This window comes from Pseudomonas sp. NPDC087346 (genome assembly GCF_044744235.1).
Lineage (GTDB): Bacteria > Pseudomonadota > Gammaproteobacteria > Pseudomonadales > Pseudomonadaceae > Aquipseudomonas.
Map to the genome: position 1 here is coordinate 1 of NZ_JBIUXX010000060.1, position 16,022 is coordinate 16,022.

Consider the following 16,022-nt stretch of genomic DNA (forward strand, 5'->3'; position numbering starts at 1 on the left):
AGGCAACTCGCACTTCACCCACCTGGAAGAAGTGCAGTTCACCTACCGTAAAATCACCTGGACCCACGAAGTATCCGGTACTTCGGGTTCCGATGACTGGCGTGCTCCAGTCGTTTAATTACGGCTGATCGTTACAAACATCGGCCAGCTCTGCTGGTCGATGTTGTTTACGCCTCCCCAGAATTTCGCGCGCGTTGATCCGCTTTGCGGGTGTTGACGAACGCCGCTGCACTGCACAAGGAACAAGGGATGTTCGCGCCGGCCAATGAAACCCACTTTGCCCTGACCATCGAAGGTCTTTCCGCTGACTTTCAGGTATTCACCCTGACCGGTCGGGAAGCCATCAGCCAGCCTTTTGTGTTCGAGGTAGAGCTGGTCAGTGAGCAGCCGTCGCTGGACCTCGAAACCCTGCTGCACAAACCGGCCTTCCTGCAACTGTCGCCCGACGGCAGCGGCATTCATGGCCAGATCTACCGCGCCGCACAAGGCGATTCCGGTAAACGCCTGACCCGTTATTCGGTGACCCTACGCCCGCAACTGGCGTATCTGGCGCACCGCTTCAACCAGCGCATCTTCCAGAACCTCACGGTGCCGAAAATCATCGGCATGGTTCTCGAAGAGCACGGTATTCAAAGCAACGCCTATCAATTCAAGACCGGTTCGATCTATCCCGAGCGCGTGTACTGCGTGCAATACGATGAATCGGACCTGCATTTCATCCAGCGCCTGTGCGAGGAAGAAGGTATCCACTACCACTTCCAGCACAGCGCTACTGGCCACATGTTGCTGTTCGGCGATGACCAGACTGTGTTCCCGAAACTCAAACCCGTGGCCTATCAGCAAGACTCCGGCATGGTCGCCAGCGACCCGGTGATCAAGCGCTTCGACCTACGCCTGGAAACCCGCACCAGCCGCACCACCCGCCGCGATTACGATTTCGAAAAACCGCGGATCACCCTCGAAAGCGAAAACCGTGGCGACGCCCTGCCCGACCTCGAGGATTACGATTATCCGGGTCGTTTCGTCGACCGCGAGCGCGGCAAACACCTGGCCAAACGCGCCCTCGAACGCCACCGCAGCGACTTCCAACTGGCCGAAGGCAAAAGCGATCAGCCGTTGCTGGTCAGCGGCCATTTCCTCGCGCTGACCCAACACCCGAAAGCCAAGTGGAACGACCTGTGGCTGCTGACCGAAGTCCTGCACGAAGGCAAACAGCCGCAAGTGCTCGAAGAGTCGGTGACCAGCGAGACCACCGCGCTCAAAGACGATTTCCATCAGGGCTACCGCAACCGTTTCCAGGCCACCCCGTGGGACGTGCCGAACCGCCCACCGCTGCGCCACCCGAAATCACGCATCCTCGGCAGCCAGAGCGCCGTGGTCACCGGTCCGAAAGGCGAAGAGATCCACTGCGACCAATACGGCCGCGTCAAAGTCCAGTTCCACTGGGACCGCGAAGGTCAGGCCGACGACAAAACCAGCTGCTGGCTACGCGTTTCCAGTGCCTGGGCCGGCGCGCAGTACGGCGGCATCGCGATCCCGCGCATCGGCATGGAAGTGCTGGTCACGTTCCTTGAAGGCGATCCCGATCAACCGCTGATCAGCGGCTGCCTGTACCACAAGGAAAACACCGTTCCGTACCCGCTGCCGGCGAACAAAACGCGCACCACGTTCAAGACCCTCAGTTCCATGGGTGGTGGCGGTTTCAACGAACTGCGTATTGAAGACAAGAAAGGTCAGGAGCAGATTTTTCTGCATGCCCAGCGGGATTGGGACGAGAACATCGAGCACGACCAGAAAATTCGGATCGGTAATGAACGTCACGATACGGTCGAGAAGAACAGCTACAGCGAGTTCAAGGCTGAAGAGCACCACACGGTTTACGAAGATCGTAAGGTTGAGGCGCAGGCCAACGATCACCTGACGGTGGGCGTGAATCAGCACATCAAGATTGGTACTGGACAGTTCATTGATGCGGGCCAGGAAATCCACCTGAGCAGCGGCATGAAAGTGGTGCTTGAGGCCGGCGCGGAACTGACGCTGGTGGGTGGTGGCAGCTTCATCAAGATCGATGCCGGCGGCGTGACCATGAGCGGCCCGGCGATCAACATCAACTCTGGCGGTGGGCCGGGCAGCGGCACGGGGGCGGCACCGTTGTTGCCGGGGCCGTTGAAGCAGGCGGATGCGGATAAAGCCGGGAAGTTGTTGGTGCCGGCCATGCTTAATCCGTTTACCCGAAAAAGCATGCAAGGCCTCCCCCTTGTTCCGATCTGTGGAAAGCAAGCCAATGGCGCTTGCTCGCGTGAGGTTTGCCCATGTCTGAATGGCTGAGTCAGTATCTGAAAAAACCCGTGGCCGCAGCGCCTTGGGGCAGCGGTGGCGGTCGCTCTTTGTACTGCATTATCGACAGCGTCCGTCAGCCTCGAGCACTTGAGCAGCTCTACCAACAATCCGACATGGGCGCAGTTGAAAGACTGTTCCAGGACACGCCTTTTGCCGAAATGAACGATGTCAGCCCAATTTGGCTGCAACTGCAACCGGGCAGCCCTGTCGCTGCGAAGGCAATCGAGTTGTGTCGTGAGAACCGCGCAGGCGTCCTGCTGACTTCACGCGAGAAATCGGAAACGGCGCTTCTGCATGCACGTCGCTTGCTGCGGATGAATTGCAAATCCCACGGCGACTCGTTGGCACGTTTCTACGACCCGGCATTCTGGAGCGCACTGGCGCTAACTGCGCCCGCCAATACACTGTTTGGACCTTGGGCCAGCGTTTTCACCCCGCCCGCTCATATTGATGACCAGAGCTGGCGGATATGGGAGAACACACAGGAAGTGAGCGCAACGCCAGACGAAGTCAGATACCCCCTTCAGCTTCAGGACAATACGCTGGCCGCATTCGATGAAGTCCGTTGGTGGTACTGGATTCGAGCCCGCGAAGCCGAATCGGCCAATACCCTGTCGGACAGCCAGCTACCCGGCGTGTCCGATGACTTGCAACTGTTGGTGGATCACGGCATCGAAGAGGGGCGACATCTTGAGCGTCTCTTGCCAAAACTGCGCCAAGCCCCGTTGCGAGAGCGCGCCGACGCTATGAATGTGCTGAGCAGCGAAATGCCGGCATTTGAAAAAGTACAACGACTGGAAGTCTGAAATGACAGGTACGTCCGAACAAGCATCCACGCCAGAACAACCGCCTGTTGTTATCCCGGCCGACCAGCCCAAAGCACCTGCCGACTCGGAAACGTTCTGCAAGGACAAGAAGCCGGGTTGCAGCAGCAGCTATGACGACATTATCTACGTCACCGGCCAGCGCCGATTCTGGCTGCTGCCTAAACGCGTTTCGGAGAAGCTGAAAGAAAGCGTCAGCATGCTCAAGCAAAAAACCGTCGACGCAGACAAAGCAACGCGCATGAGCAACATCGCCGATGCCGGATTGATGGACTACTTTCTGACGCCGGGCCCGGAAGCCTTTCTCGAAGGCGCAGACCACACCAGTTATCTTGATTCGAAATCAGCAATCCCCGAAGACACTGCAAAAAAAGCACAGTGCAGTAAGGATTGGGATGCGGCAAAAGCCAAGGGTGACGGCGACGCAACGATGCACGCCGAGCGCGAGCTGTTCTACGCCCAGCAGCGCATCGATAAAAACAAAAAGAACATGGAAACGTTGGAAAAAAAATCCGACGCGAGCGCAAAGACGCTGGGATACAAACGAGAAAACGGCGTTTTCTACACGCCGCGCGCCTTGAAAGCCCGCGATGCGATCGATGTGTACATCAAGGAACGGGACCAGGCCAAAGCTCACGGCTACAAGATGTTCGACCCTGGCACTCAAAAAATCGCCTCGGCCTGGGAGCATCTCAAGGACTACAAAGCGCTTCACAAAAAACTGATTGAAACCGGCGAAGTCGACGAAAAGAAACTCAAGGGTGTGCAGATCAACATCCTCGCGTTGAAAGACCTGATGTCCAAGTACATCAATTCCATCGTCGATCTCGCCGAGTGCGGAATTGCGGTTCCCGAGTTCGCGCTAAGCCCTGATGACCAATACACAGGCACCGAGGACTTTCAGGCCTTTATCGAACTGACAACCAAGCGCGATGAGCTTGAGAAAAAAATCGAAGAGCGCTACTCCAAGTGGGTCTCGGCTACCGGTGGCAAATCAGCGCCACCCGGAGTGCTCTTTGTCAGCTTGCAAAAACAATGGTACGACCTGAATACAGAGGCTGAGCGGATTCAGACCACTGCTGAAGCTCGCGTGCGGGAACTCAAGCCTCCACGCCTGTTCCTCTGGGAGCCGGAGAGCTACAAGCCAAAACCTATCGAGCGTCTGGCCAAAACCAACATTCCTCTGCGTGAACTCAGCAGCGCTTCTTCGACGACGATCCTGAATCACATAAGCCTGAAACATCTGGCACAAGCCAGCGGCAATGCGTTTAAGGGCCAGTTGAAAGAGCTTGCGACCAGCTTGCCCAAATCGATTGCCAAAGAAGCAGACGACGACCGCGTTTTCAGCGATTGGCTCGAACAGGAAGGCTCACTTCAATTCGATGAAAAAGGCCCATGGTTCGATGAACACGGCCTGTTCCTGCCTGAAAAATTCTTCGCCGCGCTGGATGCCAAAGGCTACAAAGTCGAAAGCCTCAAAGCTGATGCCAAGCGTAAAAGCTGGGGCGAAAACCTGAAAGCCATGGTGTTCGAAGATAAAGAGCTGCGTAACCTCATGCTTTTCGACAACAGCCCGCAGGCTCAACTGGTTCGTTGCCTGTTACCGGCAGGTGCCAACCTGCTGACTGAAGTCAAAATGGAAGGGCCCACTTTGAAAAGTGGCAGCCCTCAACTCGCCAACGTTGAGGTCGCACTTGATGTAGCTGCGTGGCGAGGAGAAGTGACCCTGTTGAAAGTCGAGTTGCCCAAACGGGTAAAGGCTGAACCTTGGATCGCTAAATACACTGCTCACGATGGCAGCATCCGCAGCGTCAACTTCGGCAAGTTGTCCCTTGATCTGGAAGCCAAGGCCTGGGGCTTCGCCGGAGCGAGTCTCATGCTGTCTCGCGATCTGACCCTGGATCAAAAAACCGGTTACACCAGCCTTGTAGGCGTGGACCTTGCCGAAAAATCCGGCGACGTAGCCAAATACGAAGTATTTGCTGGAGCCCAAGCCGGATGCAAAGTCACCGGCAAACTGTTCTGGTGCCCGCCGCCCAGCGTCCTCCCTCCTGCACCAGTTCCCAATCGTATATCCGCCAACCAATGGCGCCCACTCGCCAAACTTGAAGTCGAAATGGCCGTCGCGCTCGGCGCCGGCATCTCGGGCGACATGCACCTGCGGATGAAGGACGGACGTTTACTGCTGTCGATCAAAGGCTCGCTGGTCTGGGGCGCGGGGGTAAAAGGTTATTTGACCTTTGAAGTCGGGTACGAAAGCATCGTAGCCTTGACCGAGTTGGTGCGACAGGAAATGGCTGCAAACCAATACAAGGATCTTGAGTGGGTGGAAGGCGAAGCCTTGGACTACGTGAAAAAACTCAGCTTTCTCGGCGCCACAGGTATCGATGTGGGGTTTGCCTATGTGCGTGGGTATGCAATTGTTAAAGAGATTTTTGACACGCTGACTGAGGGGGATCGCGGGGGGCAGATTGCTTATACTTTAGTTAGAGATGACAACCAGAAAGCGATGCAGGAGTGGGTGTACAACTTGCAACCACAAGCTTTTGGACCACTGCTTCTGACTCTGAGCAATCCGCCTAAGGCCTTCACTTTCGATGACGATAAACAGACACTGCAGTTCAATGAAGACGAAACACATCTCCTTCAGCAACAAGCTATTGAGCAGTGTTTGGACTGGATATCGAAAAAACCGGGGGCCTCGCCGCAGTTTGAGGAAGCAGTTATCCGTATGAACAAAGATGGAGCTCGACCGAAAAATGCAGGCCTTATGTACTGTAAAAACAAAATCAGGTTAGATACGTTTATGTCCGAACGTGTATTGGCACTGCAAGATGGCACCAATGAAATGAGGGCTCGATATCGCGGGCTCGTTACAAAATTGGGGGCGCGATTGAATGATTACTGTGCCTACCAAACAGAATACAAAGGTCCAGCTTTCGCACCAATTCAAAAAATTAAGAGCATTTATAAAGGACCAAACATTGATTAAAAATCTATTTTTCGGCTTACTAGCCTCATTATTGTTTTGCAGTTCCGCAGTAGCTGAACTAACAGTTTCGCAGCAAACAGCCAAGCTCTCCGGGATTGCATTATTTCGACAGAGTGACTGGTACGATTCCCAGCCGCCCTTAAATGTAGCCGCTACGGCGGGGGATATCGAAGCGCAATACTATCTGGGTGAAGCCATTCGTCTAAGTAACCGCTACACAACCGCCGAAGCAAAAAAATGGTATGAGGCAGCAGCGGAGCAGGGAAGTCTTTATGCAATGCTTCGATTAAGTAACGACGATGACTTATGTGGCGCCATGGGAACCTGTTCCGGAAAAACCGCAGAAGAGTGGCGGGAACAATTATTGGCAGTAGCACATGAACGAGCAGCGAAAGGTGATACAGAAGCGATGACTGTACTCTTTACGGCGGGCCAAGGATTGTCATGGCTGGAAAAAGCCGCTGAAGCTGGCGACAGTTACGCGCAACAGTTGCTAGCTAGCGTCTATAAAAGTGGTGGCGGATGGTTTTTAATCCCAGGCAGCCGTGAAAAAGCGATAATAAGGTGGTTTAAATCTTCCTCAGAAGGTGGCAACCCAAGAGGAATGTTCTTTTACGCAAACTATCTATTTGACAACAATGGCGACCTGAAAGAAATCGCCCACTGGGTTAAAAAAGCAGCAGAAAACGGCCATATAGACTCAGTAAGTACTTACGCGGGAAAACTGTCCAGACCTAACAATGAACTCGGTTTTCCGCCAAACTTAAAAGAAGCGTACGGACTAAACCTCCTTCTTTCTAAAATAAAATCCGGAGTTGCACCGAGAGACGCAAAAAGAAACCTCCCAAATTTAGAAAAAAGAATGAATGCAGAAGAAATAAAAGAAGGCATTGAATTCGCTAAAGCATGGAAAGAATCACACCCACCTTTATCTTATTTCGATCCAATATACGGCTACTAAAAAGACAATTTTCTTCGAAAAAAAGCCAGACACACCTAGCTCTAAGGTCTGGCTTTTCTACACCAAGATAATAAAATAGCAGTCAAATAGAGAAAATCTTTAATAAGAAAATTATTGCGCTCTAATTTCAGTTTTTTGTCACTGTCCGGCTTTCGCCCAATTGACGCCTGAGCGTCAAAAGGAAAAGGATAAAGGTCTAGCGCTTTATCAGCAGAGTGACTGGTATGACTCACAACCGCCACTTAAAGTCGCCGCTGAAAACGGAGATCGCGACTCGCAGTATTACTTGGGAGAGGCTATTCGTCTGTGTAATCGGTAGCAAATCAGGAAAAGGATGTCGGCTCAACCGTAACCGATCTTTTCAAAGTAGCAGGTCACGACCCCCTTCTTTTCAAGCTAGAAGTACCGAACGAATGGTGCAGCGAACTCTCCCAACTAAGATTACGCTTCAGCGTACAGCCAGACATCGCAACAACCCCGCTAAAATCCGACGACGGTTTTCTATTTTATTCGATCGGCCTAAATTTTTCGGTTACAAATAAACCGCTCAAAGGCGAAACCTCAATCAAACCTAGTAAAACACCACTGAAATGGATTGACATCACAGCGGAGAAGTTACGTGCCTAACAGCAAATATCAACGCCTACCAAGTGCCGGCGACTTTGAAAAAGAAAATGGTTTAGAGCTAATATATCTATCTCCAAAACCACTACCTACTGGTTCCCTACCGTTTAGCGCTCGCCAGTTACATCGCAGCGCAAACAGTACTTTCCTTGATTTTTCAGTTGGCCAAGGAAGCTTTGAATTCATGGCTAGAATCGGCATTGGTTCGATTATGCTAATTGTCACTTCTCTTTTACTATTCTCTGCTTTTGCTTCTTGGGTAAGGAGACATTCAGAACATTTTTTCAGTGCTTGGGCAAGTTTCTTTTTCAACCCTGTCATATGGTTTATTATCTTATCGATTGCAGCACTCTACCTTTACTACTTCATAAAAATAGCCAATGAGATTTCCTCACACCCCCCCTTAGATTCAACCGCGAACGCAGAGCGGTTGTATATATAGCAAAAAAAGGAGATCAACCAAGATATGTGTCATGGGAAAGCGTGATTACATGTGTATCCACTGGAAAATTGGTGACTCAGTACTCCGTCACGCCAGAGTACAAATTGATGATAGGTTTGCGCGACAGTTCCAACGGAGATATTTTATGGAACGTCATACAATGTGGCAGTTTCGCCTTGGCCGTTTCGGAATGGGAGATGGTCCGAACTTATATGGAAGAGGGCATCAGCAGCCTTCCGGCAGACTGTACTGACGAACTTGAGGAAGGGACTGTTGAGTTCTTTAATCTGTGCCGTGAAAGCTACCGTGAAGAACACTCATCAATACGGTATTTTTTCGGTTTTTTAATACTCCAGTTCTTTAGTGGCTGGACTTTGCCATGTTATATTTCCGCATGGATTAATAACCGACCGAAAGCGAGCTTCTCCAAAGAAGTTTTAAAGTGGTCAAAACCGCTCCCACCTGATCAACATGTAAAACCAAGCAAGGAACTATTAAATCAAAGCCTTGAGATCCGAAAAGCATTTTCAGAAGGAAAAAACTTTATGGATTATTTTAGAATTAAGAATCCATAACCAGCAAACGTTAAAAAACCAGTAAAACACTATTAGATCTGAAAATTTCCGTGAATTATTAACCTGCAGACTCAGCTATTTAAAACTCCTCAGCCACACCTACAAACGGGGCTTTAACATTCTCGCAAATAAAAATGGCGACAATCAATGTATAGGGGTTCTTTCATACGCAGCAACACAGCTTTAGAGACATCTTCAACACCGAATATCCGAAGTCAGCAACCTTGCGCGGGGGAAATCCGTAAAAAAGGATTGGACGAAACCTTATTTCTAGCACCACTCCCCGTTTACACAGGGCAAGCTCAAGGAGCTAGTCGTAACTTTTCCGACATGAATGACACCTTCCTTGAAGTTGGTGGTAGTAATTGGGGAATGGTTGAGCAAGGAAAAATATTGACTGCAGTAATTTGGATGGCATTGGTTACCGCTTTCATAGCGCCGAGTGTCACCATCCTTGCCGGTATAATTTTCTATCCTGAAAACTTTCCGGACGCTCTGAGCGATTTACTTACTTTTCTAAAGGTTACAACTTGCACCTCACTGTTGTTCCTTATCCCGATAGGGGCTTATTTGTACGGTATGTTTTCCGACGTGATATTTTCTCAAAAAAACTATCCAATTCGCTTCAATCGCCAACGACGTGAGATTTGCTACGTCGACAGTAAAACCGATCGAGCGCTGGTAGTACCTTGGGAACGAATAGTCGCTTGGGTCGCAAACACTCAAGGCGTCACCAGTTATGGCGCCACCCGCCAATACACCTTCGGCATGGGTCTGGAAGATGACGCACAAGACAAAGTGCAGTTTCTTCTTTTGCCACAACCCAGTGATGCACATGCCTTGGGAATGTGGACGTCAATCCGCAATTACATGGAGGATGGCCAATTAGTGGATGCGCCGAATCCGATGCTGAATGCACTGGGGTTGATTCCAACTGGAGACAGACTCAAGCCCTACGAAGGGTTGCACACCTTTGAAATCGAGCGCGAGGACGCTCGCTGGATGTGCAACATGAATGACGAAGGCGCCGACCTTTCGGACAAGGAGCGCGAGCATTATGGCTATCCCAAGCGAACACCGTGGCCACTACGTCGCTGGTACATCTGGCGGGTGCTGAGCTTCTGGAAAATGCCGTATATGTTGGCGGAATGGGGTCACCGAATGGGCCGTCCTACCCTGCCGGATCAAGTACAAAAATGGTCAGAGCCTCTCCCTCCAGAGCAGTGGGCCAAGCCAAGCGCTGCGCTGATGAAGGCCAACCAAGTGGTTAAAACTGCGATGGACAAGAAAGGCGCTACCTTTGTCGAAGCCTGCAAGGCTGCGGGCCTGCATTGAAAGAACAATGCGTCCCCTTCCATCACGACGGATGAAGGGGATAGCGCGTCTGCTCTGGGCTTACGAAGAGTTTATGTCAGCGCCAACCGCACCTGCCTCTCCAACTCCACCTTCAACCCCGGCTCCAGCTTCAACTGCCGCGCCAATTCATCCAGATAGCTCTTCTCCATAAAACTCTCCTCATCCACCAGCATCACACTGGCGATGTACATCTCAGCCGCCATCTCCGGCGTGCTGGCTGCGCGAGCGACGTCCGCAGGGTCGAGCGGTTTGTTGAGTTCGGCGTGTAGCCAGTTCTTCAGCTCTACGTCGTTGTCGAGTTTGGTGAATTCACCTTCGATCAGTTGACGTTCTCGGTCGTCGATATGGCCGTCGGCTTTGGCGGCGGCAACCAGTGCCTTGAGAATCGCCTGACTGTGTTGCTCGGCTTGTGCGGGTGGCAGGCGATCCAGAGTCTGGGGTTCGCTTTGCGGTGCGGTGCCTTTTTGGGCGTTGTAGTTGCCGTACGCCTTGTAGGCCAGCACGCCGAGTGCTGCGAGGCCGCCGTAGACTGCGACTTTGCCGCCGACCTTTCGGGCCTTTTTACTGCCCAGCAGCAGGCCCATGGCGCCAGCCGCCAATGCTCCGCCGCCAGCGCCGGAGAGCAGGCCACCCAGGCCGCCGCCGGAAGATCCGCCGAGCAAGCCGCCCAAGCCTCCGGCAGCTGGTTTGTTGTGTGAGCCGCCAGCCTTGTTCTGCAATAGATCCTGGCCGGATTTGAGTAGTTGATCGAGCAATCCACGGGTGTTCATGTTCCGCCTCCAAACAGGGGTTATCCGGATCTATAAGGCCCTCAGCCTAGTTCGAAAGTGCCCGCTACCGGCCAGCGAGTGTGCTTCCAGATGTTGCTTGCTGCCCTGTGGCGATTAATGGCGCGCGTAGCACCGCTGAAAAATAGATATACACTCCAACCCATCTATAAAAACCGCCCACTGGGTACTCCTCGCATGATGACCTTGCGTCAGATCCGTCACTTCATCGCTGTGGCCGAGACCGGCTCGATCTCCGCTGCTGCGCAAACCGCGTTTATTTCCCAATCGACCCTGACTCTGGCGATCCAGCAACTGGAAGAGGAAATCGGCGTCAGTCTGTTCAGCCGACATGCCAAGGGCATGACGCTGACTCACCAAGGGCATCAATTCCTACGCCAGGCGCACTTGATTCTGGCGACTGTGGATAACGCCAAGCGCAGCCTGCAACAGAGCACCGATCAGGTGGCCGGGCAGTTGATCGTTGGCGTAACCAGTCTGGTAGCCGGTTATTACCTGGCGGACCTGCTCACCCGTTTTCAGCGTGCTTATCCCAATGTAGAGATACGGGTGATGGAGGATGAGCGTCCGTACATCGAGCATTTGCTGGTCAGCGGCGAGATTGATGTCGGCGTATTGATCCTTTCCAACCTCGAAGACCGGCATGCTTTGCAAACCGAAGTGCTGACCCACTCGCCGCACCGTTTATGGCTGCCGGCGCAGCATCCGTTGCTGGAGCACGACAGCATCAACCTCGCCGATGTCGCCCGCGAGCCGCTGATTCAGCTGAATGTCGATGAGATGGATCGCAACGCCCAACGTTTGTGGCGCGGTGCCGGGCTGCAACCGAAGATCACCCTCAGAACCGCTTCGACCGAAGCGGTGCGGAGTCTGGTCGCCGCCGGTCTGGGGGTTTCGATTCAGCCGGACATGACGTATCGCCCGTGGTCGCTGGAGGGCGACATCATCGAGGCGCGGCCGATTGCTGACCTCAATCAAACTCTGGATGTCGGTCTGGCCTGGCGCCGGGGTACGGCGCGGCCGGCGCTGGTCGATCCATTTCTGACGGTCGCCCGTGAGCAACCGCATGGCGGACGCAAGCCATCTATTTAATCGAATGCCACCTTCAGTATTTAGAATTTGTCGACCTCGGAGCCGCGCACTAGTCTTGCTGCATCTATAAGACGTTCGGCTCTCGATCACAGGGAGCGTCATGAACACACAAGAAAAGAGATCGCGAAAAATGGCTGGCGCGCAGACCCCGATATGTACCGCGTTGTTGATCGATGGCGAATTGGTCGCGGGCCTGGGTTTTGTCGAGCCGATCATCAACCCGGCTACCGGTGAAGTCCTCACGCACATTGCCGAGGCCAGCACCGAACAGGTCGAAGCCGCGATCCTCGCCGCCCATCGCGCCTTTGACGGTTGGTCGCGCACCACGCCGCAGCAACGTTCGAATCTGTTGCTGGAAATCGCCAACGCCGTCGAAAAACACGCCGATCACCTCGCCCGTCTCGAATCGCTGAACTGCGGCAAGCCGTTGCACCTGGCGCGGCAGGACGATTTGACCGCGACGGTCGATGTGTTCCGTTTCTTCGCCGGTGCCGTGCGTTGCCAGACCGGTCAGCTCAGCGGCGAATACGTACCGGGTTACACCAGCATGGTGCGCCGCGATCCGATTGGCGTGGTCGCATCGATTGCGCCGTGGAATTACCCGATCATGATGGCCGCGTGGAAGATCGCCCCGGCCCTCGCTGCCGGCAACACGCTGGTGTTCAAGCCTTCCGAGCACACACCGCTGTCGATTCTGGCGCTCGCGCCGTCACTCGCGGAGATTCTGCCGCGTGGCGTGATTAACATTATCTGCGGTGGCGGCGAAGGCGTTGGCAGCCACTTGGTTGGCCATCCCAAAGTGCGCATGGTCTCGTTGACCGGCGATATCGTCACTGGGCAGAAGATCCTTCAGGCTGCGGCGAAAACCCTCAAACGCACTCACCTCGAACTCGGCGGTAAAGCGCCGGTGATCGTCTGCAACGACGCCGACATTCAAGCCGTGGTCGAAGGTGTGCGCAGCTACGGCTACTACAACGCCGGGCAGGATTGCACGGCAGCATGCCGGATTTATGCGCAGGCCGGCATTCACGACAAATTGGTTGCCGAACTCGGCGCGGCGGTCAGCAGCCTGCGCTTCGCCGGCAAGCGTGATGCCGACAACGAAATCGGCCCACTGATCAGCACCCGCCAGCGCGACCGTGTGGCCAGTTTCGTCGAGCGCGCCCTCGGCCAGCCGCACATCGAACGAGTGACCGGCGCAGCGGTGCATTCCGGCGCCGGTTTCTTCTATCAACCGACGTTGTTGGCCGGCTGCAAGCAGAGCGACGAAATCGTCCAGCGCGAAGTGTTCGGCCCGGTGGTCACCGTGACCCGTTTCGACGAATTGTCGCAAGCGGTGGACTGGGCCAACGACTCCGAATACGGCCTCGCCTCGTCGGTGTGGACACAAAATCTGGACAAGGCCATGCAGGTCGCAGCACGCCTGCAATACGGCTGCACGTGGATCAACAGCCATTTCATGCTGGTCAGCGAAATGCCCCATGGCGGGCTGAAACGCTCCGGTTACGGCAAAGACCTATCCAGCGATTCGCTGCAGGACTACAGCGTGGTGCGACACATCATGGCGCGCCACGGCCAGCATCTCTGACTACCCTAATAACAAGCCGCCAACGGCATGCTTCACCGCGTTCACAACTGCCCCGACCATAATTTAAAGAAGAGGGTTCAACCATGTTCGTGCACAAGACCGCACTGCTCAGTGCAATCACCACGGCCTTGCTGGCCAGTGCCAGTCTGCAGGCTGCCGAGCCGCTGAAAGCCGTCGGCGCCGGCGAAGGTCAGCTGGATATCGTCGCCTGGCCGGGTTACATCGAACGTGGAGAAAGCGATAAGGCCTACGACTGGGTGACCGGTTTCGAGCAGGAAACCGGCTGCAAGGTCAACGTCAAAACCGCTGCGACCTCCGATGAAATGGTCAGCCTGATGGCCAAGGGCGGTTACGACCTGGTCACCGCGTCGGGCGATGCGTCGCTGCGGTTGATCGTCGGCAAGCGTGTGCAACCGATCAACACCGCGTTGATCCCGAACTGGAAGTCCCTCGACCCGCGCCTCAAAGACGCGCCTTGGTACGTGGTAAACAATCAGACTTACGGCACTCCCTACCAGTGGGGCCCGAACGTGCTGATGTACAACACCAACGTGTTCAAGACTGCGCCAACCAGTTGGAACGTGGTGTTCGACGCGCAAAACCTGCCTGACGGCAAACCGAACAAGGGCCGCGTGCAGGCTTATGACGGCCCGATCTACATCGCCGACGCGGCGCTGTATCTGAAATCGACCAAGCCTGAACTGGGGATCAAAGACCCGTATCAGCTCACCGAAGTGCAATACAAAGCGGTGCTTGATCTGTTGCGCGCGCAGCAACCGTTGATTCACCGCTACTGGCACGACACCACGGTGCAGATGAGCGACTTCAAAAACGAAGGCGTGGTTGCGTCCAGCGCCTGGCCGTATCAGGTCAACGGCCTGATGAACGAGAAACAGCCGATCGCCTCGACCATCCCGAAAGAAGGCGCCACCGGTTGGGCCGACACCACCATGTTGCACGCCGAGGCCAAGCACCCGAACTGCGCCTACAAATGGATGGACTGGTCGCTGCAACCGAAAGTCCAGGGTGATGTGGCGGCGTGGTTTGGTTCGTTGCCGGCGGTTCCGGCGGCGTGCCAGGGCAGCGAATTGCTCGGCGCCGAGGGTTGCAAGACCAACGGGTTCGACCAGTTCGACAAGATCGCCTTCTGGAAAACCCCACAGGCTGAAGGTGGCAAGTTCGTGCCGTACAGCCGCTGGACTCAGGACTACATCGCGATCATGGGCGGTCGTTAAGCCCCTCAAGATCAAAAGATCGCAGCCTTCGGCAGCTCCTGTACCGACTGCGAGCACCGATGATGCGGCGTCTTCTACAAATCCTGTAGGAGCTGCCGCAGGCTGCGATCTTTTCACTGCACACCGATTCGATTTATAGAAAGCGCGCCTTTTTGGAGCACCGCATCATGACGCTTGCAGTCCAGTTCACTAACGTTTCCCGGCAGTTCGGCGAAGTGAAAGCCGTTGACCGGGTTTCCATCGATATCCAGGACGGCGAGTTCTTTTCCATGCTCGGCCCATCCGGCTCGGGCAAAACCACCTGCCTGCGCCTGATCGCCGGATTCGAACAACCGAGCGCCGGGTCAATCCGCATTCACGGCGCCGAAGCCGCGGGATTGCCGCCGTATCAACGCGACGTCAACACGGTATTTCAGGACTACGCGCTGTTCCCGCACATGAACGTGCTGGACAACGTCGCCTACGGTTTGAAGGTCAAAGGCGTCGGCAAAGCCGAGCGCCACAAGCGCGCCGAAGAAGCCTTGGACATGGTCGCTCTCGGCGGCTACGGCGCCCGTAAACCGGTGCAATTATCCGGCGGTCAGCGCCAGCGCGTCGCCCTCGCCCGTGCGCTGGTCAATCGTCCGCGCGTGTTGCTGCTCGATGAGCCGCTCGGTGCGCTCGATCTGAAACTGCGCGAGCAAATGCAGAGCGAACTGAAGAAGCTGCAACGCCAACTCGGCATCACTTTCATCTTCGTCACCCATGACCAGACCGAAGCGCTGTCGATGTCGGATCGCGTGGCAGTGTTCAACAAGGGCCGCATCGAACAGGTCGATACTCCGCGCAATCTGTACATGAAACCGGCCACGACTTTTGTCGCCGAATTCGTCGGCACCTCCAACGTGATTCGCGGTGATCTGGCGCGCCAGCTCAGCGGTCATCCACAACCGTTTTCGATCCGCCCAGAGCACGTGCGCTTCGCCGAAGGTCCGCTGGCCAGCCACGAAATCGAAGTCAGCGGTTTGCTGCACGACATCCAGTATCAGGGCAGCGCCACGCGCTATGAACTGACCCTGGAAAACGGCCAGACCCTGAGCATTAGCCAGGCCAACAATCAGTGGATCGACAGCAGCGCCCAGCATCAGACCGGCACCCGCCTCAGCGCACGCTGGGCACGGGAAGCGATGATTCCGTTGCACGACACCGTTGCGAGCGGGGTGTGA

General features: G+C 54.7%; 12 protein-coding genes and 1 pseudogene. 12 read left to right on the forward strand and 1 reads right to left on the reverse strand.

What is annotated here, in order from left to right; translation table 11 throughout:
* The 8 genes and pseudogenes from ACIOZM_RS25895 to ACIOZM_RS25930 form a co-directional block, all read left to right on the forward strand.
* Window positions 1-118 (forward strand): annotated as a pseudogene (locus ACIOZM_RS25895) (type VI secretion system tube protein Hcp); the annotation flags it as partial.
* A 131-nt stretch (window positions 119-249) separates the two neighbouring features.
* Window positions 250-2,328, forward strand: a complete 2,079-nt coding sequence (tssI, locus tag ACIOZM_RS25900; RefSeq protein ID WP_401219046.1) for a type VI secretion system tip protein TssI/VgrG — start codon at window positions 250-252, stop codon at window positions 2,326-2,328.
* Window positions 2,313-3,146, forward strand: a complete 834-nt coding sequence (locus ACIOZM_RS25905; RefSeq protein WP_401219049.1) for a DUF4123 domain-containing protein — start codon at window positions 2,313-2,315, stop codon at window positions 3,144-3,146. Before tssI ends, ACIOZM_RS25905 begins: the two co-directional genes overlap by 16 nt.
* A 1-nt stretch (window position 3,147) precedes the next feature.
* Window positions 3,148-6,156 (forward strand): hypothetical protein, encoded by a 3,009-nt coding sequence (locus ACIOZM_RS25910; protein ID WP_401219052.1) that lies wholly within the window; start codon window positions 3,148-3,150, stop codon window positions 6,154-6,156.
* Window positions 6,149-7,117 carry a tetratricopeptide repeat protein gene (locus tag ACIOZM_RS25915; RefSeq protein ID WP_401219054.1) on the forward strand — a complete coding sequence of 323 codons (969 nt, stop codon included), beginning with the start codon at window positions 6,149-6,151 and terminating at the stop codon, window positions 7,115-7,117. Before ACIOZM_RS25910 ends, ACIOZM_RS25915 begins: the two co-directional genes overlap by 8 nt.
* Before the next feature lie 619 nt (window positions 7,118-7,736).
* Window positions 7,737-8,183: a hypothetical protein gene (locus tag ACIOZM_RS25920; protein ID WP_401219057.1), complete on the forward strand. Its 447-nt coding sequence runs from the start codon at window positions 7,737-7,739 to the stop codon at window positions 8,181-8,183.
* 71 nt (window positions 8,184-8,254) lie between these two features.
* A complete protein-coding gene (locus tag ACIOZM_RS25925) occupies window positions 8,255-8,758 on the forward strand; it encodes a hypothetical protein (protein ID WP_401219060.1) in 504 nt (167 codons plus the stop codon).
* Window positions 8,759-9,088: 330 nt separating this feature from the next.
* Window positions 9,089-10,093 (forward strand): DUF6708 domain-containing protein, encoded by a 1,005-nt coding sequence (locus ACIOZM_RS25930; protein WP_401219063.1) that lies wholly within the window; start codon window positions 9,089-9,091, stop codon window positions 10,091-10,093.
* Between the two features lie 71 nt (window positions 10,094-10,164).
* Here ACIOZM_RS25930 and ACIOZM_RS25935 read toward each other — a convergent pair whose 3' ends face one another.
* Window positions 10,165-10,884: a tellurite resistance TerB family protein gene (locus ACIOZM_RS25935; protein WP_401219066.1), complete on the reverse strand. Its 720-nt coding sequence runs from the start codon at window positions 10,882-10,884 to the stop codon at window positions 10,165-10,167.
* A gap of 195 nt (window positions 10,885-11,079) precedes the next feature.
* On the opposite strand from ACIOZM_RS25935, the gene ACIOZM_RS25940 reads away from it, so the two are divergent.
* The 4 genes from ACIOZM_RS25940 (at window position 11,080) to ACIOZM_RS25955 (ending at window position 16,022) form a co-directional block, all read left to right on the forward strand.
* On the forward strand, window positions 11,080-11,994 hold the full coding sequence (locus ACIOZM_RS25940) for a LysR family transcriptional regulator (protein ID WP_007967749.1): 915 nt from the start codon (window positions 11,080-11,082) through the stop codon (window positions 11,992-11,994).
* A gap of 130 nt (window positions 11,995-12,124) precedes the next feature.
* The gene (locus tag ACIOZM_RS25945; RefSeq protein ID WP_401219121.1) at window positions 12,125-13,582 is read left to right on the forward strand and encodes a gamma-aminobutyraldehyde dehydrogenase; all 1,458 of its coding nucleotides are present in this window, start codon (window positions 12,125-12,127) and stop codon (window positions 13,580-13,582) included.
* A gap of 83 nt (window positions 13,583-13,665) precedes the next feature.
* Window positions 13,666-14,817, forward strand: coding sequence for a putative ABC transporter substrate-binding protein YdcS (gene ydcS / locus ACIOZM_RS25950; RefSeq protein ID WP_401219068.1), 1,152 nt, complete (start codon window positions 13,666-13,668; stop codon window positions 14,815-14,817).
* A gap of 167 nt (window positions 14,818-14,984) precedes the next feature.
* Window positions 14,985-16,022: an ABC transporter ATP-binding protein gene (locus ACIOZM_RS25955; RefSeq protein ID WP_401219071.1), complete on the forward strand. Its 1,038-nt coding sequence runs from the start codon at window positions 14,985-14,987 to the stop codon at window positions 16,020-16,022.

Bases quoted from the DNA above. Each gene is read 5' to 3' on its own strand.
- ACIOZM_RS25940 (WP_007967749.1), top strand. From the start codon at position 11,080: ATGATGACCTTGCGTCAGATCCGTCACTTCATCGCTGTGGCCGAGACC.
- ACIOZM_RS25930 (WP_401219063.1), top strand. From the start codon at position 9,089: ATGAATGACACCTTCCTTGAAGTTGGTGGTAGTAATTGGGGAATGGTT.
- ACIOZM_RS25955 (WP_401219071.1), top strand. From the start codon at position 14,985: ATGACGCTTGCAGTCCAGTTCACTAACGTTTCCCGGCAGTTCGGCGAA.
- tssI (WP_401219046.1), top strand. From the start codon at position 250: ATGTTCGCGCCGGCCAATGAAACCCACTTTGCCCTGACCATCGAAGGT.
- ACIOZM_RS25935 (WP_401219066.1), bottom strand. From the start codon at position 10,884: ATGAACACCCGTGGATTGCTCGATCAACTACTCAAATCCGGCCAGGAT.
- ACIOZM_RS25905 (WP_401219049.1), top strand. From the start codon at position 2,313: ATGTCTGAATGGCTGAGTCAGTATCTGAAAAAACCCGTGGCCGCAGCG.
- ACIOZM_RS25945 (WP_401219121.1), top strand. From the start codon at position 12,125: ATGGCTGGCGCGCAGACCCCGATATGTACCGCGTTGTTGATCGATGGC.
- ydcS (WP_401219068.1), top strand. From the start codon at position 13,666: ATGTTCGTGCACAAGACCGCACTGCTCAGTGCAATCACCACGGCCTTG.
- ACIOZM_RS25910 (WP_401219052.1), top strand. From the start codon at position 3,148: ATGACAGGTACGTCCGAACAAGCATCCACGCCAGAACAACCGCCTGTT.